Source organism: Nonomuraea harbinensis (assembly GCF_019396385.1).
GTDB classification, from domain to species: Bacteria; Actinomycetota; Actinomycetes; order Streptosporangiales; family Streptosporangiaceae; genus Nonomuraea; species Nonomuraea ferruginea.
Genome location: NZ_JAHKRN010000014.1, coordinates 163,229 through 177,191, shown reverse-complemented (window position 1 = coordinate 177,191; position 13,963 = coordinate 163,229). Strand labels below are relative to the sequence as shown.

The 13,963-nt window shown below is 73.6% G+C and carries 12 protein-coding genes; 2 read left to right on the top strand and 10 right to left on the bottom strand.

Going from position 1 to position 13,963, the window contains the following annotated elements; genetic code table 11:
- Positions 1-339: pectate lyase (locus KME79_RS17465; protein ID WP_219545327.1), on the top strand; the 339-nt coding region annotated here is incomplete at its 5' end.
- Between the two features lie 114 nt (positions 340-453).
- Here KME79_RS17465 and KME79_RS17460 read toward each other — a convergent pair.
- The 9 genes from KME79_RS17460 to KME79_RS17420 form a co-directional block, all read right to left on the bottom strand.
- Positions 454-1,464 (bottom strand): methyltransferase, encoded by a 1,011-nt coding sequence (locus KME79_RS17460; protein WP_219545326.1) that lies wholly within the window; start codon positions 1,462-1,464, stop codon positions 454-456.
- A 109-nt stretch (positions 1,465-1,573) separates the two neighbouring features.
- Complete coding sequence (locus tag KME79_RS17455) at positions 1,574-2,863, bottom strand: MFS transporter (protein ID WP_219545325.1); 1,290 nt, start codon at positions 2,861-2,863, stop codon at positions 1,574-1,576.
- Positions 2,860-7,200, bottom strand: coding sequence for a non-ribosomal peptide synthetase (locus KME79_RS17450; RefSeq protein WP_219545324.1), 4,341 nt, complete (start codon positions 7,198-7,200; stop codon positions 2,860-2,862). The genes KME79_RS17455 and KME79_RS17450 overlap by 4 nt, the downstream gene beginning before the upstream one ends.
- Positions 7,197-7,847 carry a DUF6875 domain-containing protein gene (locus KME79_RS17445; protein WP_219545323.1) on the bottom strand — a complete coding sequence of 217 codons (651 nt, stop codon included), beginning with the start codon at positions 7,845-7,847 and terminating at the stop codon, positions 7,197-7,199. The genes KME79_RS17450 and KME79_RS17445 overlap by 4 nt, the downstream gene beginning before the upstream one ends.
- Positions 7,844-9,145, bottom strand: a complete 1,302-nt coding sequence (locus KME79_RS17440) for an FAD-dependent oxidoreductase (protein WP_219545322.1) — start codon at positions 9,143-9,145, stop codon at positions 7,844-7,846. Before KME79_RS17440 ends, KME79_RS17445 begins: the two co-directional genes overlap by 4 nt.
- 6 nt (positions 9,146-9,151) lie before the next feature.
- On the bottom strand, positions 9,152-9,331 hold the full coding sequence (locus tag KME79_RS17435) for an MbtH family protein (protein ID WP_148033132.1): 180 nt from the start codon (positions 9,329-9,331) through the stop codon (positions 9,152-9,154).
- Positions 9,328-10,758, bottom strand: a complete 1,431-nt coding sequence (locus KME79_RS17430) for an amino acid adenylation domain-containing protein (protein ID WP_219545321.1) — start codon at positions 10,756-10,758, stop codon at positions 9,328-9,330. The genes KME79_RS17435 and KME79_RS17430 overlap by 4 nt, the downstream gene beginning before the upstream one ends.
- A gap of 37 nt (positions 10,759-10,795) precedes the next feature.
- Positions 10,796-11,971: a glycosyltransferase gene (locus KME79_RS17425; protein ID WP_219545320.1), complete on the bottom strand. Its 1,176-nt coding sequence runs from the start codon at positions 11,969-11,971 to the stop codon at positions 10,796-10,798.
- Entirely contained in the window at positions 11,968-12,234 is a 267-nt protein-coding gene (locus KME79_RS17420) for a phosphopantetheine-binding protein (protein ID WP_219545319.1), read from the bottom strand. The genes KME79_RS17425 and KME79_RS17420 overlap by 4 nt, the downstream gene beginning before the upstream one ends.
- A gap of 357 nt (positions 12,235-12,591) precedes the next feature.
- On the opposite strand from KME79_RS17420, the gene KME79_RS17415 reads away from it, so the two are divergent.
- Positions 12,592-13,533: a methionyl-tRNA formyltransferase gene (locus KME79_RS17415; protein ID WP_219545318.1), complete on the top strand. Its 942-nt coding sequence runs from the start codon at positions 12,592-12,594 to the stop codon at positions 13,531-13,533.
- On the opposite strand, the gene panD is transcribed toward KME79_RS17415, so the two are convergent.
- The gene (panD, locus tag KME79_RS17410; protein WP_219545317.1) at positions 13,520-13,927 is read right to left on the bottom strand and encodes an aspartate 1-decarboxylase; all 408 of its coding nucleotides are present in this window, start codon (positions 13,925-13,927) and stop codon (positions 13,520-13,522) included. The genes KME79_RS17415 and panD overlap by 14 nt on opposite strands.
- Positions 13,928-13,963: the final 36 nt, after the last annotated feature.

The window sequence follows — 13,963 nt, the reverse complement described above, 5'->3', positions numbered from 1 at the left end:
GACAAGGTCTTCCAGCACAACGGCGCCGGCACCCTGACCATCCGCAACTTCCAGGTGCACAGCGCCGGCAAGCTCTACCGGGCCTGCGGCAACTGCTCCACCTCCTACCAGCGGCACGTGGTCATGGACGGCATCACCGCCCGTTCCACCAAGGTGCTGGCCGGGATCAACACCAACTGGGGCGACACGGCCAGGTTCAGCCGGATCACCGTGTACGGCAGCGCGACGATCTGCGAGAAGTACCGCGGCGTGCCCAAGGGCAGCGAGCCCACCAAGATCGGCGAAGGCGCCGACGGCGTCAACTGCCTGTACTCCTCGTCCGACATCACCTACCGGTAGAAGCCGCGGCCCCGGCCCGTGGACGACCACGCTCGACCGCGCCGGCCATCTCAGCCCTGAGCTGGTCGGCGCGGTCGCCCGCTTGTCGCCGGACGTGACGGCAGGCCCGGGCGCTTACGTGGTCGCCGTCAGGAGGGCGTGCGACGGTGAGCGGGTGAGTTCCGTCCAGGGACCGGGGGCGCATCCCGCCGCCTCCAGCCACCCGCGGATCGTCTCCAACGGGTGCAGGGCGCCGCCTTGCGTGTGCCACAGGTTGAGCGAGAACCCGGCGGCGAAGGCCAGGTCGGCGGCGGTTCCCGAGGGCTCGGGCATGCTCTCCAGGACGACCAGCAGCCCTCCCGCCCGCAGCGTGCCCGCCGCCCTGGCGACGAGCGCGGCGGCGTCCCGCGCGGCGAACCCGTGCAGCACGTTGAAGAGCACGGTCACGTCCTGCTCACCGGGCAGATCGGCGGTGAGCAGGTCGCCGGCCCGCCAGGTCAGCCTCCCGTCGGAGCCGTCCGTGACGGCGCCGTCGACGATCGTGCCCGACAGCCCGGGGTGGGCCCGGCAGAACGCCGCGGCGTACGCCCCGTGGCCGCCGCCCAGGTCGAGCAGGCTCTTGGCGCCCTCAGGCAGCGGCACCAGCGAGACGACCTCGTCCGCCAGCCACTCGGCGAGCCCGCGTTGCAGGTCGTGGAAGGCGGCGGACAGGTCGGGGCGGCCGGCGAGCCAGTCGTAGAAGCCCCCCGCGGGGGTCCCCGAGCGCACCGCGCCGGCGAGCCCCGCCCACCGCTCCTCGACGATGGCCTGCCACAGGCCGAGGATCCGCCCGTAGTCGGTGGGCGAGCCGGAGCAGAGCCACGCCGCGGTGGCGGGCGTGTTGGCGTGCCGGCCCTCGTGGCGGCGCACGTATCCGGTGGTACGGAGAACGCCGAGCAACTGGTCGAGCCCTGTCGGGTCGGCGCCGACAGCCGCCGCGAGCTCGTCCGTCGTCGACGGCCCGGCCGCGAGCGCGTCGAAGACGCCCAGCGAGCGCGCGGCCCCGACGGCGTGGCAGGCCATCAGGCCGATCAGGTCCAGCATCGGCGCCGGGGCGTCACCCCTGCGGAAGGCGTCCACCTCGTCGGGCGGCAGGTCGACCGGCATGCGATTCCTCTCAGGCGATTCTCGGCGGCTTCTCGGGAACGGCGGCTCCCGGGAACGGCGGCTCCCGGGTCTGGGCGGCTCCCGGGGTCCGGGCGGCTCCCGGGGTTTCTCAGGCGACGGGGACCGGGACGGGCCGGCGGTCCAGGCGGCGCAGGGCGGGGAGCACGGCCAGGACGCCGGCCAGGGTCAGCAGGAGCAGCCCGTCGAGGAGCAGCACGAGGGCGATCCCGCGTCCCTCGCCGACGCCGACGATCAGACCCGCGCTGCCGGCGAGGGCCCCGCCGGGCAGCAGCGCCGGGTTCAGCAGGTGTTCGGCCACGGGCGCGGCCAGCAGGTAACCGACGGGGACGGCGGCCGAGCCGAGCGTGTGCACAGTGCCCATGGCCCGTCCCAGCAGGGCCGGATCGACGCGGCTCTGCAGCACGGCGTGCGCGCAGCCGTTCACCACGGGCAGCGTGAACAGGAACCCGGCGGCGGCCACCCCCACCAGCAGCGGCGACGGGCTCACCGTGTGCAGCACGAGGAAGACGCCGCCGAGCGCCATGAACGCCGTCATCCCGCCGATCTTCCGGCGGGGCCCGCCCCAGGCTCCCATGACGAGGCCGCCCGCGAGCATGCCCGCGCCTCCGGCGAACATCAGCACGCCCAGCACCCCGGGCCCGGCGAACGACAGGATCAGCGGCTGCACCAGCACCCCCGCGACGGCGAAGGTGAAGTTGAAGCCGGTCAGCGCGGCCACCAGCGCCGTCAGTCCCGTCCTCGACCGCAGGTGGCGCCACCCGGCCCCGAGGTCCTCCAGCACGGCGGGTCGCTCGGCGGCCACGTTGGGCCGCAGCACCGCGGCGGGCAGCCGGATCAGCAGCAGGGCCAGCATCGCCACGCCGAAGGTGCTCAGGTCGATCGCCACCACCCCGGCCATGCCCACGGTGGCCAGGAGCGTGGCCCCGAGGACGGGCGCGGCGATCTGGATGCCGCTGGACAGGTGCATGAGGCCGTTGGCGCGGCCCAGGTGACGTTCGGGGATCAGCAGCGGCGTCATGGCCTGGTAGGCGGTCAGGTGGAAGACGCCGCACGCGCCGCTGACGGCTCCGGCCAGGGCGACGTGCCACACGGCCAGCCCGTCCGCCCAGATCAGGAAGCCGACGGCGGCCGTGGACACGGCCGCCAGGCAGTCGGTGAGGATCATCACCTTGCGCCGGTCGAACCGGTCGACGACCAGCCCGGCGAACGGCCCGATGAGGATGCCCGGGAGCATGCCGCTGAGCACGACCAGCGCGAACTCCGTCGGCGACCCGGTGGTCTGGTACACCCAGACGCCCAGGACGAAGGTGGTGAGGCTGGAGCCGACGGACGACAGCAGCGACGCCGTCCAGATGAGCGCGAACCTGACGATGTTCATGCGTGCACCACCTCGGCCAGGCGGCCGGCGTAGCGCCTGATGAGCGCGCCGTCGGCGGGCGGGCACGCGAGCCCGGCGCGGGCCAGGGCCCGCTCGGTGCGTCCGCAGTCGAAGACGGGCCGCCGGAACTGCGGGTCCGCCGCGGACAGCACCGGCGCGAACGGCGCGAACGGGCTGTCCGCGCCCAGGCCGGCGGCTTCACGCCGCCAGGTGTCCCACGGTACGCAGTCCGCGCCGAGCGCCTCGGCGATCTCCCGGTAGGAGATCGTCGCGCCGTTGAAGTAGTGGAAGTCGCCGGCCGTCGCGGGGTCGATGATCAGGTGGGCCATGCCCGCGGCGACATGGTCCACCGGTGCCAGGTCCTCCTCGATCGGCAGGTCGGGCACCATGCGCAGGCGGACGCACGTGGCCAGCAGGCGGCTGAAGTAGTCGCCCGGGTTGCCCAGGCCGGTCGCGCTGTGCCCGCTGACCCGCGCCGGCCGGTGCACCACGACCGGCAGCCCTTCGTCCCTGGCCCGGCGCGCCAGCCGGTCGGCCACCCACTTGCTCTGGTCGTAGCCCGTCTCCAGGCCGGCCGGGTCGTCGGGGGCGGTCGCCTCGGTCACCACCCGGCCCCGGTGGGCCAGGCCCAGGAAGACGCCGAGGGTGGAGACGACGTGCAGGCGGGCGCCGCCGAGCCCGGCCAGCCGCAGGGCCTCGACCGTGCCGCCGACGTTGACCGGCAGCATGCGGTGGAAGCTCTCGTAGAAGTTCACCTGACCGCCGTTGTGGCAGATCACCTCCACCTCGCGGGCCAACTCGCCGAACCGCTCCCGGTCCAGGCCGAACCGGGACGAGCCCAGGTCGCCCGGCAGCCCGCGCAGCCTGCCCGGCGGGGCGTCGAGCCCGTACGCCCGCAGGTTGGCCAGCACCCGTTCCCCGGCCCGGTGCTCGTCGCCGGCCCTGACCAGGCAGATGATCTCGGCATCGGTGCGGGCCAGGAGTTCGCCGATGAGATGGGCGCCGAGGAACCCGGTGGCGCCGGTCAGCAGGATGGCCGAGCCGCGCCGTACCGGAGACGGGACCGCAGGCCGCACGGCGAGGTCGGGCGGCAGGACGGCGAGCGGTTCGAGGTCGAGATGCTCCCGCTCGGCGCCGCGCTCCACGGCGGCGGCGAGCTCGGCCAGGTCGGCCGTCTCCAGGACCGCGCGCAGGGACACGTCGGCGCCGAGCTCGCGCCTGATCTCGGCCACCACCCGGCCGGCGAGCAACGAGTGCCCGCCCACCTCGAAGAAGTTGTCCGACCTGCGCACGTCGGGCACGCCGATGACCCGCTGCCACACCGCGGCCAGCGCCGACTCGGTGGCGGTCGCGGGCGCCTCGCCCGCCGGTCCTGGCGGGGGCGGCAGGGCCGCCTGGTCCACCTTCCCGTGCGTGGTGCGCGCGATGGCGGCGACCGGCACGAAGGCCCCGGGCACCAGGTATCCGGGCAGCCGTTCGCGCAGGAACTCGCGGAGCGCGCCCGGCGTCAGGTCCGGCGTGCGGGTCGCGGCGTAGGCGACGAGGCGGTCCCCCGAGACGACGACCGCGCTGTCGGTGACGTCCGGATGCTCCATGATGGCGTGCTCGACCTCGGCCGGTTCGATCCGGTGGCCGCGGATCTTCACCTGGCGGTCGCGGCGGCCCAGGAACTCGAGCGCGCCGTCCGGCCGTACCCGCGCCAGGTCGCCCGTACGGTACAGGCGCGCCCCGGCGGGGCCGTCGGGGTCGGGCACGAAGGCCGCCGCGGTCAGCGCCGGCTCGCCCGCGTACCCGTCCGCCAGGCCGGCTCCGCCCAGGTGCAGCTCGCCCACCCCGCCGGTCGGCACCGCGCGCCCCGACCGGTCCAGGACGCGGGCGCGCACGTGCGGCAGCGGCGCGCCGATCGGCACCCGGCCCAGGTCGCCGAGCTCGTCCGTGCCGCCGATCCGGTGCACGGTGGCGCAGACGGTGGCCTCGGTGGGGCCGTAGTGGTTGAACAGGGCGCACCTGCCGCGTGTCACCCGCTGCCAGGTGCGCGCGTCCTCGACCGGCACCTGCTCGCCGCCGACCATCATGATCTCGACCGGCCAGCTCTCGGGTACGCCCGATTCGGCCAGGTCGGTGACCCAGCGCCGCCACAACGCCACGGGCGCGTCGACGGCGGTCACGCCGTGCTCGGCGCAGAACCGTACGAGCTCCGCGCCATCCAACCGGGCGGGCTCCGGATGGACGACCAGGGTGCCGCCGGTGGTGAGCACGGGGAACAGGTCTCCCACGGAGGCGTCGAAGGTGAGCGGCGGCAGCATCAGCACCCGGTGCTCCGGGCCGAAGCCGTGCACGTCGGCGAACGAGCGGGTGAACTCCGCGACGGCGCCGTGCGACACCACCACCCCCTTGGGCGCCCCCGTCGACCCGGACGTGAAGATCACATACGCCGGATCCCCCGGCCGCACGGCAGCACCCACCGGGTCTGCGGAGCCGGGACGTACCTCGCCCGTGATCCCGCCCTCAAGACGTCCCGGACCGACCCGACGCGTTCGGCCTGTCACGAACTCGCCGCTCGGTCCTGTCTGGTCGGTGACCGGCAGTTTCGCTCCCGGGAATTCGTCCAGCTCGGCGAGCCTGCCGGACGGCGCGATCACCGCGACAGCCCGTGCCCGCCGCAGCAGGTGCGTGACACGGGCGGGCGGGTGGCCGGGGTCGAGCGGCAGGTACGCGGCCCCGGCGAGCAGAACACCGAGGACCGCGGCGATCCCGTCCGGCCCCGCCGGGAGCGACACCCCGACCACCGGACGCGCGTCAGGGTCTCCGCTGAGCGGCCCCAACCGCGCCGCCACCTCCCGCGCCCGCGCGACCAGCCCGCCGTACGTCAACCGCTCCCCCGCGGCCATGACCGCGACCCGATCCGGACCCCGCTCAGCCTGACGCACAACCAGCTCCGCCACCCCGGCCCAGCCCCCGGCCGGCACCTCGGAGGATGCGACACTCCCCGCCTCAGACAGCCCAGCGGCCGGAACGGCGGAGGCGGTCCCGGTCGTTTCGGTTGGGGTGGTGGTGAAGGGGATGTGGCTCAGGGGGAGGGACGGGTCGCCGGTGAGAGCTTCGAGGGCGGTGGTGAGGTGGTGCGCCAGGGTCGCCGCCGTGTCGGCGTCGAAGAGGTCGGCCGCGTAGTCCAGGTACAGCTCGATGTCGTCGCCCACGGTGACGAACAGGGTGAGGTCGAAGCGGGCCTCGGGCGCGGGCAGTTCCCAGTGTTCGACGAGGAGGTCACCCGCGGTCCTGGGCCGGCCGTCCAGGTGGTCCATGACGAGCATGACCTGGAAGAGCGGGTTGTGGCTGAGGTCGCGGCGGCCTCCGGCCAGTTCCACCACCTCGTCGAACGGCGTGCCGCCGTGGGCCAGCGCCTCGGCCACGGTCCGCCTGCACTGCCGCAGCAGGTCCGTCACGGCCGGGTCGCCGCCGAGGTCGAGCCGCAGCGCGACGGTGTTGGCGAACATGCCGACCGTCCCGCCGTCCCGCCCGGTACGGCCGTCCATCGGGCAGCCGACCACGATGTCGTCCTGGTCGGCGCACCGGCCGAGGGTGACCCCCAGGGCCGCCAGGACCATGGCGAACACCGTCGTCCTGGTCCGCCGCGCGGCGTCCACCAGGCCGGCGCGCAGGTGCTCGGGCAGGGTCCAGCGATGCTGCGCGCCGCGCCCGCTCGGTACGGCGGGACGGGGCCGGTCGGTGGGCAGGCCCAGCAGGGAGGGCGCGCCGGCCAGCCGGGTACGCCAGTAGTCGCGCGCCGCCTGGGCCCGCTCCCGGCTGCCCCCGCGGAGCCGGGCGACGTACTCCGAGAACGGGACGGCGGGCTCGGCGGGCTCGAAGGTCCCCGCCAGCATCCCGTACAGCTCGGTGAAGAGGACCTGCAGCGAGCGCCCGTCGCAGATCGTGTGGTGCAGGCACAGGACGAGCACGTGGTCGTCCGGCGCGAGCCGGAGGAGCAGCGCCCGCATGAGCGGCGCCCGGCCGAGCGCGAACGGCCGGGCCACGAACGTGTCGCACGCCGCGTGCGCCGCGGCCTCGTCCTGGACCTCCACGACCTCCAGGTCCACCTCGGACGCGTCGCTCACGATCTGGATCGGGCGCCCGTCCCCGGTGTCGGCCAGCCCGGTGCGCAGCGCCTCGTGCCTGGCGGCCAGGCGGTTCAGCACCCGGCCCAGGTGTCCGGCGTCCAGGGGCCCGCGTAACCGGTGCCCGCCCCAGACGTGGTAGCCGGACGGGTCGTGGCCGGCCTGGTGCAGGAACCAGAGCCGTTCCTGGGCGGGCGTCAGGGGGAAGCTCGTGCCGGTCATGACTTGGCCACCAGGTCCCGCAGGTGCCCGGGCACCTGCTCGCCGAACAGATCCCGGTAGGCGGCCAGGTGCGCCTCCTCGGAGATCAGGAACGGCAGGTCGGTCGGCACCATGTGCCTGATCACCAGCATCGGCACCGGGCTGCGCAGCGGGCGGAAGCCGGGGTTCCACAGCCCCGCCTTGTCCGGCGGCCCGTCGTGGAACTCCCCGATCATCAGGCCGTGTCCCACGTAGGCGTCCTTGAGCGCGCACTGCGCGGCGTCGATCACCTCCCGCGCGTCACGCATGCCGGGCAGCAGGACGAGGATGGTCGTCGACTGCGCGGCGGGCATCCTGCGGGGGGCGAGGTCGAGGAACCAGTCGCGGTAGGGCGCCAGCAGCGCGCTCAACGACTCGACGGTGTGGCCGCCGCCCGGCTGGACGGCCAGGCGGAAGGCGCCGCGGTCCAGCGACGCCTGCGCGTACGGGCACACCGGCCCGAGCCGGCCGAGCTCCGGGTGCGGCCGGCACAGGTAGGCGCGCGCCCATTCGACGACGGCCCGCAGGTCGGCCCGGTGCTCGCCGATCAGGGGGTGCGCGGCGGGGTCCGCCTCCACGTCGGCCGGGTCGAACAGCACGAGGGATGCGTCGTGCGGATGTGTGATCATCGAGAGGTCCTCCCGTGGCGGCGCGCGAGCACGGCGAGCAGGCCTGCGACGGCCGCGCCCACCCCGGTCACGGTCAGCGCGGCGGCCACCCGGTCCTGGCGGCGAGCGCGCCGCAGCGCCTCGCCGTAGGGCACGGTGGTGTGCGAGACGAGCGTGTAGAGCGGCACCCAGGTGCCGGGGAACGCCTTGTGCAGCAGCAGGTCGAGGCGCTTCCTGGCCAGCCGCAGCGGGGAGCGCATGCCGTCGCGGAGCTCCAGGAAGTTCTGCGCGGACAGCTCGGCCAGCACGTCGGTGTGCGGCTTGCGGGACCGCTCGTAGGCGGCGAAGGCGGCCTGCCGGTCGCGCGGGTGCCGGGCCAGCATCCGGTCGAGCGCCAGGCAGTCCTCGAACGAGGCGTTCATGCCCTGGCCGTAGAAGGGGTAGACGGCGTGCGCCGCGTCGCCGACGAGGACCATCGTGTCCCGGTGGTGCCAGGGCGCGGTGCGTACGGTCGTGAGGTGCCCCATCGGCGCGGCGGACGCCTGCTCGTCGAGGTCGGGCACCAGCTCCGCCAGGTGCGGGAAGGCGTCGGACGCCCGGTCCGGCGGCTCGTCGCGCGGCAGGAAGAGCGTGCAGGTCAGGCTGTTGTCGACGTTGGGGTGGGCGACCCCGAGACCGCGCTCGCCCGGCCAGATGTGCAGCGCCTCCAGCGGTACGGCGGGCGTGCCGTCGGGCCTGGCCCGGATCGTGATCTCCTTGTAGCCCCATTCGAGGTACTCGCGGCTGAAGCCGGCCGGCAGGCCGCGCTGCATCTCGGTCCTGACGAGCGAGGAGGCGCCGTCGGCGCCGACCACGAAGCCGGCTGTCAGCTTGCCGCCGTCCTCCATGGTGACGGCGGCGCCGTCCCGGTCGACGGCCACGCACCTGGTGCCGAAGCGCAGCCGCACGCCGGGCTGCTTCTCCGCGTGCTCGACCAGCAGGCAGACCAGCGCGTCCCGCCTGATGGAGTGCAGGATCTGCGACGGGTCCTTGCCGTACGGGTAGAACGAGGACCGCCCGCCGGCGGTGTGCACCATGCGCCCGCGCATCGGCACGGACAGCCGCCGCGCCTCCTGCCACAGGCCCACCTCGCGCAGCGCCGCGATGGCCCGCGCCGACATGCCCAGGTTGATGGATCGGCCGCTGTCGTGGCGGGCCGAGCGCGGGTCGGGGCGGCCTTCGACCAGGTCGACCCGGTACCCGCGCCGTGCGATCATGCTCGCCAGCAGGGGGCCGGCCAGGCCCGCGCCGACGATGACGGCGTCAGGGTTGGAGTCCATGCCGCGTCACCCCCCGCCGCGCACGCTGAGGGGACGCATGTCGGTCCACACGGTCTCGATGTGCGCCAGGCATTCCTCACGGGTGCCGGCGAAGCCCGTGGCCCGCCAGCCGGGAGGCAGCTCCCGTCCCGCGGCCCAGACGGAGTACTGCTCCTCGTGGTTGACGACCACCAGAACATCGCTCATATCTTCTCCTCAAGAGCGCGCCGATCGATCTTTCCGTTGGGGGTGAGCGGCACGGAGTCCAGGGGGATCACCCTGGTCGGCACCATGTACGCGGGCAGGATCGCGGCCAGCCGGCGGCGCAGGTCAGGGCAGTCGCCGACGACGAACGCCACCAGGGCGTCGCCGGACACGGCCGCCACGGACTGCCGCACGCCGGGCAGGCCGTCCATGGCGGCCTCCACCTCGCCGAGCTCCACCCGGTAGCCGCGCACCTTCACCTGGGTGTCGGCCCGGCGCAGGTACTCCAGTCCCGCGCCGGTGCGCCGCACCACGTCGCCGGTCAGGTACAGCCTGCTGCCCGGCTCGCCGTAGGGGTCGGGGACGAATCGGTCGGCGGTGAGGGCCGGCCGGCCGAGATAGCCGTCGGCCACGCAGACGCCGCCGATCGCCAGCTCGCCCTGGCCGACCTCGTCGAGCCCGTCGTCCACGACGTGGACGGTGGCGCCGGGGAGCGGGTCGCCGATCGAGACCGTCGCCGGCTCGATCGGCACCTCCCAGGAGGTGGCCCAGACGGCGGCCTCGGTCGGGCCGTACATGTTGACGAGCCGTCCGACCCGGGAACGCAGGTCGCCTGCCAGGGCCGCGGGCAGCGCCTCACCGCCGGCGAGCGCGGTCAGCCGGGGGCCGCGGAACCCGGCGTAGAGCAGGACCCGCCAGCCGGAGGGGGTGGCCTGCATGTGGGTCACGCCCTCGCGCTCGATCAGCGCGGCGAGCCGTTTGCCGAGGAGGGCGGCCTTGGGGTCGACGAGGACCAGCCGTCCTCCGGTGACGAGCGGCAGGTAGAGCTCGGGCACGGACATGTCGAAGGTGAGTGAGGCGGCCGAGAGCCAGACGTCGCCGGCCGTCGAGCCCACCAGTTCGCGCATGCCGGCGAGCAGGTTGGCCAGCGCCCGGTGCGGCACCACCACCCCCTTGGGCGTGCCGGTCGAGCCCGAGGTGTAGATCACGTACGCCGGGGACGAGGGGTCCGGGGGCGCGGTGGGGACCGGCGCGGCCGGGGGGTGCTCCCCGTCCAAGCGGAGCACCGGCACCGCGGTCGTGACCGGCTCGCCCTCGGTCAGCAGCAGGTCCGCGCGCGAGTCCGCCAGGACGAGTTCGACGCGGGCCGCCGGGTGCGCGGGGTCGAGCGGCAGGTAGGCCGCGCCGGTCCGCAGGACGGCGAGCATCGCCGTCACGCAGGCCGCCGACTTGGCCGCGCAGATCCCCACGAGGGTGCCGGGGCGGGCCCCGGCGCCGGCGAGCCTGGCGGCCAGCCGGTCCACGGCCTCGTCCAGCGCGGCGTAGGTGAGGCGCTCGTCGCCGGCGACGAGCGCGATCCGGTCCGGGGTGCTCGCCGCCTGGCGCCCGAACGATTCGACAAGGGTTGGGAGCGCTCCCAAAACTGGCATGGTCAACTCCGGTTCGACATGGTCAGCTCCGGTGGGATCAGACGTGCAGCAGTTCTTCGACGGCCTCGGCGGCCGCCCGCAGCCCCGGCCGCGCCGCCCCCGCGTACGGGGCCACCCGCTCACGGTGGCCGTCGGCGGCCAGCGCCTCGTTCAGCAGGGGGACGATCTCCTCCGTCGTCCACCGCCGCTCGGGCAGCCAGGACCCGAGCCCGAGCCTGGCCAGGCGCATGCCGTTGTCGGAACGGTCGAAACCGTGCGCCAGCAGGACCTGCGGGACCCCCGCGGCCACCGCCCTGACCACGGTGCCGATGCCGCCGTGGTGCAGCACCGCCCTGGCGCGCCCCATGACCTGATGGAAGGGCAGGTGCGGGAACCAGGAGACGTCCTGGGGCAGGTCGGCGGGCACCAGGTCCCGATGCCTGGCCACGACCAGGGCGGGCACGCCCGCGGCCGCGCACGCCGCGACGGCGGCGGCGTAGAACCGCTCGTGGATCATGCGGCCGGTGCCGCCCGTCACGATCACCGCGCCGCGGTCGAGCAGGCGCTCGGCCTCGGGCGGGACCGGGCCGGTGAAGGTGTCGTCGCCGTACGGCGCCCCCGTCAGCCGGACCCGCGACGGCGCGGCGACCCCCGCCCGGTCGAACCACTCCGGCCACAGCCCCAGGTGGAGCCGGGCCGAGGTGAACCAGGACGTCCAGTCGCCGACAGGCCCCAGCCCGAGCGTCGCCCGCACCGCGTCGAGCCGGTCGCTCATGGTCTCCCGGTACATGTGCACGGCGGGGCGTTCTGACATGTACTGCACCGGCGTCACGGCCACCCACGCGGTGGGCACGTCCAGCACCTCGCCGGCGAAGAGCGTCGAGATCGCCGTGGTGTGGCGCCCCACGAACACCGTCTCCCCTGGCACGTGACGGGCCTTGAGCACCTCGCACTCGAACCGGATCTGGTCGAACAGCCCGATGGCGTCGTAGAAGCGCCGCCACCGGTCCATCCCGGCGCCGAGCAGCATCGGCGTGTCCGAGAGGTATCGCTCGTACTCACGCTCGGTGTCGATGGGCGTGAACTCCAGGCCCTCGCGCCGGGCCACCGCCTCGAAGGGGGCGTGCGTGAGGATCTCCACCCGGTGCCCGCGTTCCCGGAGGATCCGTCCAAGACCCACGAACGGCAGGACGTCGCCGTGCGTGCCGTGGGTGACCATGATGACGGTGGTCAAGGGGACTCCCCGGCCGCGGCCTGGGCCTGCGACCCCTCCTCGATGGCCCGCGCCGCCTCGGCGACCGTCAACCCGTCGACGAAGAGCACCTCGACCGGCAACTCGATCCGGAACTCACTCTCCACCATGGCCAGGAACTGGACCATCGCCAGCGACTGGCCGCCCAGTTCGAAGAAATCCTGGTCCGCGGACGCGACCTCGACCCCGAGGATCTCGGACCACAACCGCATGACCTCGTTTTCGAGCACGCCGAGCACAGCCATGACGCATTCTCCTCGTAGCGCGGAAACGACACCCGTCACCAAGGGAACCGTGCGCCACGAAACGGGCGCTCATCGCCGGTGATGGGGTTCAGCAAGGGGCAGCCACACGCCCCACTCGCAAGATCGTTGGGATCGCTCCCAAACGGAACGCTAGGCTCGCGTCAGCACGCGAGTCAACCTTTTCACCGCCATCTGCGCTTCTGTTAGGACGACGGTTGGGAGCGCTCCCAAACGTATAGTCCTCCTACCAGGAACGCGTCGGAAACTCCGAGCAGGGCTCGGAAAACTGCCCTCCTTGAGCGACCTTATTTAGGTTAGGCTCACCTAATCAGGGATTCTCCCCACCAGGAGGCGCAGATGCGGGTCGCGATGTTCGGCTACCAGACCTGGGGACACCGCACGTTGCAGGCACTGCTGGGATCCGGCCACGACGTGGCGCTCGTCGTGACCCACCCCAAGAGCGAACACGCCTACGAGAAGATCTGGGACGACTCCGTCGCCGGCCTGGCCGCCGAGCACGGCGTGCCCGTGCTGCTGCGCGCCCGGCCCGACGACGAGCTCGTCACCGCGCTCAAGGAGGCCGAGCCGGACATCATCGTCGCCAACAACTGGCGCACCTGGATCCCGCCGGAGATCTTCCGGCTGCCCCGCCACGGCACGCTGAACGTGCACGACTCGCTGCTGCCCGCCTACGCGGGCTTCTCCCCGCTCATCTGGGCCCTGATCAACGGCGAGGAGGAGGTGGGCGTCACCGCGCACCTGATGGACGAGGAGCTGGACGCCGGCGACATCCTCCTGCAGCGCGCGGTCCGCGTCGGCCCGTCCGACACGGCCACCGACCTCTTCCACCGGACCGTCGCGCTGATCGAGCCGATCGTGCGGGACGCCCTCACGCTGATCGACACCGGCCGGGCCGTCCCGGTCCCCCAGGACCGGTCCAGGGCGAGCTTCTTCCACAAACGCTCGCCGGAGGACAGCCGGATCGACTGGACCTGGCCGGCCGAGGACATCGAGCGGCTGGTGCGCGCCCAGTCGGACCCGTATCCGAACGCCTTCACCTTCTACCGGGGCGAGCGCGTACGGGTGCTGAAGGCGTCGGTGTCGGAGGGCGTCTACGGAGGGACTCCCGGGAGGGTCTTCATCCGCGAGGGCGACGGCGTGGTCATCGTCGCCGGCGCCGACGCCCGCCGGGGGCGCAGCCGAGGGCTGGTGATCGAGCGGGTCCGCACCGACGAGGGCGCGGACCTGCCCGCCACCGAGGTCTTCCGCACCATGGGCGGCTACCTCACCGGCCGGTGACCTGCCCGGCCGCTCCGGGCACCGGGGCGGCCGGGTCCGCGCCGACCGCGACGATCCGGTTGCGCCCGTCGACGTGCACCACGGACGGGACGTACGAGCCGAGCTCGTCTTCTGTCACCTGCCGGTAGGACATGACGATGACGAGGTCGCCCGGCGACACCAGATGGGCGGCCGCCCCGTTGACGCCGATGACGCCGGAGCCGGGGGCGCCCTCGATGGCGTAGGTGACCAGCCGTGCCCCGTTGTCGATGTCGACGACGTGCACCTGCTCGCCCTCGACGAGCCCGGCCGCGTCCATGAGGACCTTGTCGATCGTGAGGGAGCCGACGTAGTGCAGGTCGGCCTGGGTCACGGTGGCCCGATGGATCTTCCCGCCGAGCAGGGTGCGCTGCATCTCCAGCCTCCGATGATCAAAGTTAGGTAATGCTAT

Excerpts from the sequence above, each read along its gene's own strand:
- KME79_RS17460 (WP_219545326.1), bottom strand. The coding sequence starts at position 1,464 with ATGCCGGTCGACCTGCCGCCCGACGAGGTGGACGCCTTCCGCAGGGGT.
- KME79_RS17455 (WP_219545325.1), bottom strand. The coding sequence starts at position 2,863 with ATGAACATCGTCAGGTTCGCGCTCATCTGGACGGCGTCGCTGCTGTCG.
- KME79_RS17450 (WP_219545324.1), bottom strand. The coding sequence starts at position 7,200 with ATGACCGGCACGAGCTTCCCCCTGACGCCCGCCCAGGAACGGCTCTGG.
- KME79_RS17445 (WP_219545323.1), bottom strand. The coding sequence starts at position 7,847 with ATGATCACACATCCGCACGACGCATCCCTCGTGCTGTTCGACCCGGCC.
- KME79_RS17440 (WP_219545322.1), bottom strand. The coding sequence starts at position 9,145 with ATGGACTCCAACCCTGACGCCGTCATCGTCGGCGCGGGCCTGGCCGGC.
- KME79_RS17435 (WP_148033132.1), bottom strand. The coding sequence starts at position 9,331 with ATGAGCGATGTTCTGGTGGTCGTCAACCACGAGGAGCAGTACTCCGTC.
- KME79_RS17430 (WP_219545321.1), bottom strand. The coding sequence starts at position 10,758 with ATGCCAGTTTTGGGAGCGCTCCCAACCCTTGTCGAATCGTTCGGGCGC.
- KME79_RS17420 (WP_219545319.1), bottom strand. The coding sequence starts at position 12,234 with ATGGCTGTGCTCGGCGTGCTCGAAAACGAGGTCATGCGGTTGTGGTCC.
- KME79_RS17415 (WP_219545318.1), top strand. The coding sequence starts at position 12,592 with ATGCGGGTCGCGATGTTCGGCTACCAGACCTGGGGACACCGCACGTTG.
- panD (WP_219545317.1), bottom strand. The coding sequence starts at position 13,927 with ATGCAGCGCACCCTGCTCGGCGGGAAGATCCATCGGGCCACCGTGACC.